At 44.1% G+C, this 9,035-nt stretch carries 7 protein-coding genes and 1 pseudogene; 3 read left to right on the top strand and 5 right to left on the bottom strand.

Annotated features, from left to right (window positions below):
* Positions 1-1,011: ATP-binding protein (locus IQ270_RS25085; protein WP_193975892.1), on the bottom strand; the 1,011-nt coding region annotated here is incomplete at its 3' end.
* A 42-nt stretch (positions 1,012-1,053) separates the two neighbouring features.
* Positions 1,054-2,337, bottom strand: a complete 1,284-nt coding sequence (locus IQ270_RS25080; RefSeq protein ID WP_339384321.1) for a sensor histidine kinase — start codon at positions 2,335-2,337, stop codon at positions 1,054-1,056.
* A gap of 210 nt (positions 2,338-2,547) precedes the next feature.
* Between IQ270_RS25080 and IQ270_RS25075 the strand changes: the two genes are divergently transcribed.
* Complete coding sequence (locus IQ270_RS25075; protein ID WP_193975891.1) at positions 2,548-3,885, top strand: ArsB/NhaD family transporter; 1,338 nt, start codon at positions 2,548-2,550, stop codon at positions 3,883-3,885.
* 411 nt (positions 3,886-4,296) lie between these two features.
* Here the strand turns inward: IQ270_RS25075 and IQ270_RS25070 are convergent, their stop codons facing one another.
* Both IQ270_RS25070 and IQ270_RS25065 read right to left on the bottom strand, forming a co-directional pair.
* Complete coding sequence (locus IQ270_RS25070) at positions 4,297-4,515, bottom strand: hypothetical protein (protein ID WP_193975890.1); 219 nt, start codon at positions 4,513-4,515, stop codon at positions 4,297-4,299.
* Positions 4,516-4,746: 231 nt separating this feature from the next.
* A complete protein-coding gene (locus IQ270_RS25065; RefSeq protein WP_193975889.1) occupies positions 4,747-6,684 on the bottom strand; it encodes a S9 family peptidase in 1,938 nt (645 codons plus the stop codon).
* Positions 6,685-6,840: 156 nt separating this feature from the next.
* On the opposite strand from IQ270_RS25065, the gene IQ270_RS25060 reads away from it, so the two are divergent.
* The gene (locus tag IQ270_RS25060) at positions 6,841-7,764 is read left to right on the top strand and encodes a nucleoside hydrolase (RefSeq protein ID WP_193975888.1); all 924 of its coding nucleotides are present in this window, start codon (positions 6,841-6,843) and stop codon (positions 7,762-7,764) included.
* A gap of 272 nt (positions 7,765-8,036) precedes the next feature.
* Positions 8,037-8,420 (top strand): VanZ family protein, encoded by a 384-nt coding sequence (locus IQ270_RS25055; RefSeq protein WP_193975887.1) that lies wholly within the window; start codon positions 8,037-8,039, stop codon positions 8,418-8,420.
* Between the two features lie 249 nt (positions 8,421-8,669).
* On the opposite strand, the pseudogene IQ270_RS25050 reads toward IQ270_RS25055, so the two are convergent.
* Positions 8,670-9,035, bottom strand: a pseudogene (locus tag IQ270_RS25050) (hypothetical protein); the annotation flags it as partial.

Here is a 9,035-nt window from a genome sequence, read left to right as displayed (position 1 = left end):
GACGATGGTGGCGCGGGGGACGATGACGAGTTCTACGGCGCGGCGCAAATCTTCGGCGTTAACTTCTGTGCGTCCCTCGATGGCGGCTGCGGCTTTGGCGACGCGGACGGAGAAGATTTCGGCGCGGTGTCCTTGGACTCCGCCGCGGATGGCTTCTTCTACTAGGTAGGCTATTTGTTCGCGTTTAATGCTGACATCTTTGAGCCATTCTCTGGCGAGGATGATTTGGGTTTTGAGGTTGTCGGTGTCTTCGCTGTATTGGTTGAGAAATTGTTGGGGGGAGCTGGAGTAGGATAAAACTTGTTCTACTGCATAGACTCTTTCTTCTAGTTCGAGTGCTGCGTCGGCGGAAAGTACGATCGCGATGCGATCGAGCAAATGTTCTCTGAGGGGGCCTTCTTCGGGGTTGTAGGTGGCGATGAAGAGGGGTTGGCAGGGGTGTTGGAAGCTGATACCTTCGCGCTCTATTTGGTTCCGCCCTTCGGTTAATACTGTGAGCAATTGGTTGGAAATATTGTCGTCGAGGAGGTTGATTTCGTCTACATAAAGTACGCCTCGATTTGCTTGGGCTAAGAGTCCGGGTTGAAATACAGTTTCGCCAAATTTTACTGACTGTTCGACATCGACGGAACCTAATAGTCTGTCTTCGGTGACGCCTAATGGAATTTGAATGAATGGTGCGGAAATTCTTTGAGTATTTAGGGAATTTGTATTGGTGCTGCTGGCATTTTTACTGCCATTTTCTGGCAACAAGTCTGATGCTTCTCCTCCCGAAAATTCATCAGGTTCGGCGTTGCAAAAAGAGTTTTTAACAATTTCAATTGGTGGCAGTAAGGAGTGGAGTGCGCGGGCCATTACTGATTTGGCTGTGCCGCGGCGACCGGAGATGGCAACTCCTCCCAATCCGGGATCTACTGCTGCTAGTAGCAGGGCTAATTTGATTGCTGCTTGCCCGACTACGGCGGTGAGGGGAAAGGCGGTTGTGGAAAAGCTAAGGTTGGCTGCGGGCATAGGATTTTGTGATTTTCGGGTCTAATAATTTGAACTTAATGTTTAACTTACTGCTTGAAGTATTTTAACTTCTAGGGGGAGTATCACGGTAAAAGTTGAGCCGACTCCAATTTCTGATAGTACCTCTATTTTGCCTTGCAAAAGTGTAACTAGCCGCGATACTATGGCTAATCCCAGGCCGGTGCTGTCGGGGAGAAAGTGATGTTTGCCGACTTCTCCTGCTTGAAAGAAGGGGTCAAAGATGCGGTTTGTATCTTCGGGGGCGATGCCAATGCCGGTATCTGTAATTACGATCGCCCAATTTGCTTCTCCGACAGGGCGGCAACTTAATTCAATGCTACCAGATTCTGTATAGCGAATGGCATTGCTCAGCAAGTTGGTGACAATTTGTTGCAGCCGCTGTCCGTCGGCGACTACTTGTTTGGGGGCGGAGTCGCTGGTAACTGCAAGCTTTAATCCCTTAGCATCAGCAATTGGCTGCATCATTTCTACTACGGGGTTAATTAGAGATTGTACATTAGTTTGGCGCAGGTTAAGTTGAATTTTTCCGGCATCGGCGCGAGCAAGTTCTAGTGCGTCGTTAATCAGGCGCAGCAACTGTCTGCCGTTACGCAATACTCGCTCGATGTGTTCGATGCCGGGGAGGGTATCTTTGATTTCGGGTTGCTTTTTTCCTTGACGCAAAAACAGTTCAGAATAACCGATGATTGAGTTGAGGGGTGTTTTGAGTTCATGAGCCAAATAAGAGAGATTTTCTTGGTTGGCGCTGACGAGGCGATTGAGTTCTTGATTTGTGAGTTGTAACTGAGTTTGGATTTGTTGAAGTTCTTGCAGCCGCTGAGCTACGTAGCTATTGAAACATTGGGCAATTGCTTCGTCTACTACGGCATCAATGAGGCGAAAAGCTCTGAATACTTCGGCGGTGGTTCCTGCTAACAATTCTGGTTCTAATTCTAAGAATATTACTTGACGCAATAAATGGTATTCCCGGGCAACTTCTGTGGCGTCGTAGCCTTGTTCTGCTCTGAGAAATCCGTGATCTAAACTGGCTTCAATTATTACTTTGATTTTGGTCTTTTGATATCGGGAAAGCGATGCAGCCATCGCCGCCAACAGGTGAGGTATGTGATTTTCGATCGCTGAATGCGGTAAAGTGTCAGCACTTTCAATTTTCCGATCCTGACGAACTGCTTCAATCCAGTTTTTGAGGATAATATCGGTTTTGTCGGTGAGCAGTTGGCTGTAGTCCATGATGTCTGCGTGGGGGTTGATTTTGGCAGATGTTGCCCATGCTCTATTGTAGTTGAGCGATCGCCCGATCGCCATACCAAACTTCGGGCGATCGCGACAGCGCTAAAAGAAGTAGTTTTGAGGTTATTTTTCCCCCGTGCTACCGATCGATCCCTCACTAGATCCCAGCTTGCTCCTGCCAAAAGGAATACTTAAACCTATTGACATAATAGCAATAAAGTAGTATAATTGGCGCTCAAACCTAGACTTGTTAATTGTTAAGTTTTAATTTGGTCAGGAAATTAAATGGAAAACGTGCAAGCTGCGATCGCCACGACAACTTTTATCGGTGTAATTTTGTTAGTAATGACCGAGTGGATACACCTAACTGTTGCAGCTTTTTTGGGATCGCTTGTCCTAGTTTTTACCCACGTTATGACTTTAAATAATGCGATCGAATATATCGGTCGCAGTCACGGAACGCTGGGCTTATTTTTCGGTGTCATGGTAATGGTAAGAGCATTTGAGCCGACAAAATTATTTAATTTTTTATCAACTAAAATGGTGATGTTGGCTAAAGGTAAAGGCAAAAATTTGTTGCTGGGTATTGTGGCGATAACTACCCCAATTTGTGCAATTTTGCCCAATGCCACGACAGTCATGCTGCTAGCGCCGTTAATTCCGCCAATAGCTCAAGAAGTCGGGGTAGATTTTGTGCCATTACTGATTTTAATGGTATTTGTAGCTAACAGTTCTGGATTGCTGACAATCGTGGGAGATCCGGCGACATTTATTGTGGGCGATGCTATCAACATGAGCTTTGCAGATTACCTAACTCAATTAAGTTTGGGCGGGGCAATCTCAGTAGCAGCTTTAGTGGCTATACTACCTTGGCTGTTTCCCGAAATTTGGCAGAAAAAATTAGACAATTTGGATAATTTGCAGCAGCCAACAATCAATCACCCGCGAGTTTTAGCAGTGGGGGGATTAATCATAGCTTTCGTGCTGTTATTTTTTGTAGTGGGAGAGTCTCTGCCCGTGCCAATTTCACCGGCGGCGGTTGCTTTGTTGGGGGCTGGTTTGGCAATGCTTTTAGCGCACCAGTCCAAGATAGATTCTGTTAACAACATTTTGCGGGATTTAGATTGGAGCACGCTGTTATTTTTTATGTCATTTTTTGTGCTAATTGGCGGTTTGGAAAAAACCGGAGTTATCGGCAGTATGTCAGGATTTTTAGCAGTTATTTTAGGTAAAAATATTTTTCTGGGTTCTTTAGCTTTGTTGTTTTTTGTGGGTTTGATGTCGAGCGTAGTGCCAAACATTCCGCTAGTGGTGGCGATGGTGCCGCTCTTAAAACAGTATGTTGTGAATGTCGGCCTCGCACCGACAGAAGTGCTGAATCCAGATTTTGCAGGACAGTTTCCAGTCGAAGTGCTGCCGCTATTTTATGCGATGATGTACGGGGCAAATTTAGGCGGAAACGGCACTTTGATCGGAGCTTCTTCTAATGTAGTGGCAGCGGGAATTTCGGAGCAGTACGGACGGCGAATTTCTTTTCAAACTTTTCTGCGTTACGGGCTTCCGGTGATGGCGGTGCAATTGGTGGTGGCTGCTGTTTATGTAACTATTCGGTTTCTGATTTGAAGAAGTTATTGGTTATTGGTTATTGGTTATTGGTTATTGGTTATTAGTCAACAGTCAACAGCCAACAGCCTGTAGGGGCGGTGCCAAGAGTGCCCGCCCTCTTAACATCCAACAGTCAACAGCCAACAGTCAACAGCCAACAGTCAACAATTCCGGAGGAGTGCAACCGGAATTGATATCAGGCATCTTGCGTGCCCAATAGCTGGTTTTGGGAGTTGCTGTTGTATTAATTCATGTTCGCGCGCTAACCAAAATGCTGAAAATTACAAACTAAGATGCTCCTGCAGGTAAGGCGCGCCCTAGATAATATTAGTAATAATAAATCCGGCTTCAATACTTCCTTTATTTGTTAATTCCTTAGTCTCTTAAAGAGAGACGAGAGGTTGAGTCTTGTGAAGGTGTTGTCAGTGCTTATCTGATTGCAGACAGTTCCTTAACTAATTTTATCTTGCCCCGGCACACCGATCGCAAAAGTCGATCGATCGAGCGTTTATCTTCCTCAGTCAAAGTCTCGTCAAAAATAGCGGCCATCAAACCGTAGCGATCGGCTAAAGTAATGTAACCATTATAATTGACCTCGGCGAACAGCTCGCCCAAAGCAGATGGAATCAGGTTGACAGGAGTTTGCATAGCGATTGACTCTCAATTCGAGGATTGGGCGATCGCTTTTTTGAGCGGTAACAAAGAGCGATCGTACTTTCATAGTTTATACCTGTATTTCCTTAAAATAAGTGACAGCAAAAGCCAATAATTGTGATATAAAACAGCAAACTCTGTGAACTAAGTCACATTCAATATCTGCGAATCCTACTACTTTTTGCATAGGAGCGCCAATGCAAGCAACTGCCAACTTAACTTATTTTAAAGATTGTAAATCGGCACTTCCTCCACAGGTTCAGCCAACTCAAACTTAAACACGCGAGAATAAAAATAGAATTCGCCATCAAGAGTTCTTTTAATATTTTCAGCGCGGCGAAAACCGTGCTGTTCCCCCTCATAAGCAACATAAGCAACCGGCAAACCTTTAGCTTTCAAAATCTCTACCATCATTTCCGCTTGATTGGGCGGCACCACTTTATCTTCCAATCCTTGAAAAAAGATAATAGGACAAGATAAACGTTCGGCTGAATGAATCGGAGAACGTTCTACATACAAATCTTTTCGTTCGGGATAAGCCCCGATCAATCCATCCAGATAGCGCGACTCAAACTTGTGAGTATCCGTTGCCAAAGCCTCCAAATCGCTAACACCGTAATAGCTCGCACCGGCCTGAAAAACATCGCGGAAAGTCAGAGCGCACAGAGTCGTGTAGCCCCCTGCACTGCCTCCGGCGATCGCCATTTTTTCGCCATCAACCAAATTTTTTTCAGCTAAATATTTAGCACCGTTAGCGCAATCATCAACATCAACAATTCCCCAACTATTTTGCAATCTTCTTCTGTATTCTCTACCGTAACCGGTGCTACCACCGTAGTTGACATCAAGCACCGCAAAACCGCGACTCGTCCAATATTGAATTTTCAAATTCATGCTGCTAGAAGTAGCAGCAGTCGGGCCACCGTGACTTTTGACAACCAGCGGCGGTTTTTCACCCGCAGGTGCAGCAAAATCTTGATTTTTCGGGGGATAGAAAAAGCCGAAAGCAGTCAAACCGTTTTCCGTGGGAAATTCGAGCGGTTCCGGTACAGAAAGATAACCAGATTCGATGCTTAAATCGCTCGACTTTCGCAAAATTCCCCATTGACTTGTCGCTACATTTAGCTGTACAATAGCAGTAGATTCCGTGGGAGAACCTGCCAGGAAAACTACAGTTTCTCCCCGCGCTTTCACCGACGAAATATTAGTGTAACCTGTCTCAATATTTGTCAACTGCTTGCTGGCTAAATCGAGATTCGCTAAATACCACTTACCCTGCTGAGTGTAAGTACAAATAATTTTATTTTCGGAAACAACCGCATAGGTAGACATTCCAAAAACCCACTGAGGAAGGCCGAATTCAGCCGCCATCTCGCACAGAGGTTCAATTTCTGGTTTTTCCTGCCTGGAATTAACAGTTCTGTAAAAATTCCACCAGTTCGACTTGTCAGAAACAAAATACAAAACTCCATCCGGCGACCATTCCGGCTGAAAAATCGACTCATCAACCCCGCCGGCAACTAACTGTTTTCCCTCTAAAGAACCATCAGGATTAATTTCTGCAACCCACAATTCTGTCCCGTCCCAGGGCATATTTGGGTGGTTCCAACAAATCCAAGACAGTTGAGAACCGTCGGGACTCAAACGAGGGGAAGCATAAAAATCGTTACCTTGAGTTAAGATTTGAATATCTTCGCCGTTATCAAAATTAATACTAACAATTGTATTCGCAGATTCGCCTTCCCCTGAATTGTCTTCGCGCACACAAATCAGGCGATTTCTGGGTTTGTCAAAAATCGCATCTGCGTAGCAACATTTAGCAGTAGGTGTCAAGGGTTCTGGCGGAGAATCTAATCTTTGACAATAAATTCTTTGGTCGGCAAAATGAGAGAAATACACCACACCGCCGCTAACAGCAAAAGCAGCGCCACCGTATTCGTGAACGCGAGTGCGAACGTTGAACGGAGGCGGTGTTACGTCAGTTATTTTACCGTCGGGAGTACGGCGCACGATGACGCTTCTCCCCGCTTCCGATGGTCTTCCTTCTACCCAGTAAATATCATCGCCATCAATAGCAATTTGTCCGAGTCCGACTGTTCCCGAAACAATTAAATCGGAGGTAATGGGAGATTTCCACGATCCGTAAGGTGATACTGTGTTCATAGTAATAAATTATTTAGTGAGTGAGTGAGAAACTGATTGGGAATTCGGAATTGATGAAGATATCACTTGAGAACGGCTATAGTTGAATCAGTTGTGTTTTTAGAACCAATAAATTTATATTTGTACTTTACACTAATTCAGCCACGGGGAAGCAGAATGTCCAAAAAACTGGTATTAATGGATCATGACGGTGCAGTTGATGATTATCTCTCAGTGGTGTTGCTGATGACAATGGAGGAAGTGGAAACTCTGGGAGTAATTGTAACTCCAGCGGACTGTTACATTCAGCCGGCTGTCAGCGCCACACGCAAAATCCTCGATTTGATGGGGCGTTGGAACGTTCCGGTGGTGGCGAGTACGGTGCGGGGATTGAATCCATTTCCGATGTTGTTTAGGCGAGATTCTTTTGCAGTCGATCGACTTCCCATTCTAAACGAAAAAGCAACCATTAACACGCCGTCAATATCAGAACCCGGACAAAACTTTATGGTGGGAGTATTGCGGGATGCAAAGGAACCGGTCACATTAATGGTAACAGGGCCGCTAACAACTGTAGCACAAGCCTTAGATATCGCCCCAGAAATTGAAAGCAAAATCAAAGAAATTGTGTGGATGGGAGGGGCGCTCAACGTTATAGGTAATGTTAGCAAAGATATGGAACCCGGACAAGATATGTCGGCGGAATGGAATGCTTACTGGGATCCGATCGCGATCGAGAGAGTTTGGCAAACACAAATTCAGATTGTGATGTGTCCTTTAGATATTACCAACAATGTACCGCTGACTGTGGAATTTTCTAATATTTTATCAAGACAGCGCAAATATCCAATTTCCGATTTAGCAGGACAGTGTTATGCTTTAGCAATATCTCAAGATTACTATTTTTGGGATATTTTGGCAACGGCTTATTTGGCACATCCAGAATTTTACGAACTCCGAGAATGGGAAACCGAAATAGTTACCGAAGGTGTCAGCCAAGGACGTACAAAAGTTAAAACGGGAGGTCGAAAAATTCAAGCAATGGATAAAGTAGACACCGAAAAGTTTTACAAATACATCTTGCAGCAGTGGAAACGCTAAAAAGCTAAAAAGCTAAAAATAGGCAGCATTTGTTCCCTCTCTTTCTCTGTGTCCTCTGTGTTCTCTGCGGTAAAAAAAATGACAAATCAAACACAATTGCGACAATAAATAATATTAGTTATCAAAAAAGTTGCTACCAGAAAAATATTAGATTTGTTTCCGCAGCCCGCAACAATCTATTAAGTACGAATCTATAAGAGTTTCTCTCTTTTTTCAGGATTGTTGGTGTATCCGCACCCTAGGGCTAATGTTGCGATTAGCAAAAAAAACAGATGAAGTTATCAAATAAATTTTGGATTGTGGCCTGTGTTTTGTACTTTTTGATGATTCTCAGTATCATGCTTGTAGCAGATATGGGGTTGTTAGTCAACTTTTCACTGGCTCATCCGCCTTATGACAAAGTTGGACATTTTGTTTTGTACGGAATTGCATCTTTTTTGTGTCATAGAGCAACTGGCAAAAAAATGATGATGGTGTTGAATTATCCAATTCCTTTCGGGCCAGCACTGTTTACTATGTTCACTGCTGGGGAAGAAATGCTGCAAGCTATTTTACCCAATCGTACTGCTAGTATTGAAGATTTTTTATTTAGTTTAGGCGGGATTTTAGTTTTTTATTGGATTGGAGAAGTTTGGGATAAAAAAAGGGGGAATTGATATTGAAAGTGAATATCCCGATATTGGGGCGGGGGTAGGCACGGGGGCAGTACCCTACATATTTACACATTTGATTTAGGAGCGCTATAACATTGGCAATCTAGTTGAATTTTCAATCTAGACAATGTTTTTGAGGTTAAGGGGGTAGGCACGGGGCACTACCCTACATATTTACACATTTGATTTAGGAGGGCTATAACATTGGCCATCTAGTTGAATTTTCAATCTAGACAATGTTTTTGAGAGGGTTCAATTGCTTTCTTCTAAAAATGTTTGTACTCGACCGTTCGGTCTCAAAACTACTCGAATTTTTGGGTTTTTTCCATTGGAAACGGCAGAAACAAACGGCTCGCCGGCTAAAGGCATATTAACTTGTTCGATATAATCTGCTGCTGCTTTTCCCATCGGTACGATAGTTTGAATTGAGCCGTTTTCATCGATTTGCAGGCTGTATTCTAAGGTTTGTTCCATTTTTTCGGTGGGCTTCCAGCGTTCTTCAAAGTAAGTTCTAGCTTCTGAAACTTGAGGGATTGTATCAAATAGAGTGCGATTTTTTTTGCTGGCGGCAGCTTGGTTGTTGTCGTCAGAGTCGGCTTGCGGTTGAGCGTCCTCAAG

Origin of the sequence: Microcoleus sp. LEGE 07076 (assembly GCF_015207455.1) — a bacterium.
Taxonomy (GTDB): Bacteria; Cyanobacteriota; Cyanobacteriia; order Cyanobacteriales; family Microcoleaceae; genus Microcoleus.
Note: the sequence above shows the minus strand (reverse complement) of the source record. Positions and strands in the feature narration are given on the sequence as shown.

Excerpts from the sequence above, each read along its gene's own strand:
- IQ270_RS25080 (WP_339384321.1), bottom strand. The coding sequence starts at position 2,337 with ATGGCGATCGGGCGATCGCTCAACTACAATAGAGCATGGGCAACATCT.
- IQ270_RS25060 (WP_193975888.1), top strand. The coding sequence starts at position 6,841 with ATGTCCAAAAAACTGGTATTAATGGATCATGACGGTGCAGTTGATGAT.
- IQ270_RS25055 (WP_193975887.1), top strand. The coding sequence starts at position 8,037 with ATGAAGTTATCAAATAAATTTTGGATTGTGGCCTGTGTTTTGTACTTT.
- IQ270_RS25075 (WP_193975891.1), top strand. The coding sequence starts at position 2,548 with ATGGAAAACGTGCAAGCTGCGATCGCCACGACAACTTTTATCGGTGTA.
- IQ270_RS25065 (WP_193975889.1), bottom strand. The coding sequence starts at position 6,684 with ATGAACACAGTATCACCTTACGGATCGTGGAAATCTCCCATTACCTCC.
- IQ270_RS25070 (WP_193975890.1), bottom strand. The coding sequence starts at position 4,515 with ATGCAAACTCCTGTCAACCTGATTCCATCTGCTTTGGGCGAGCTGTTC.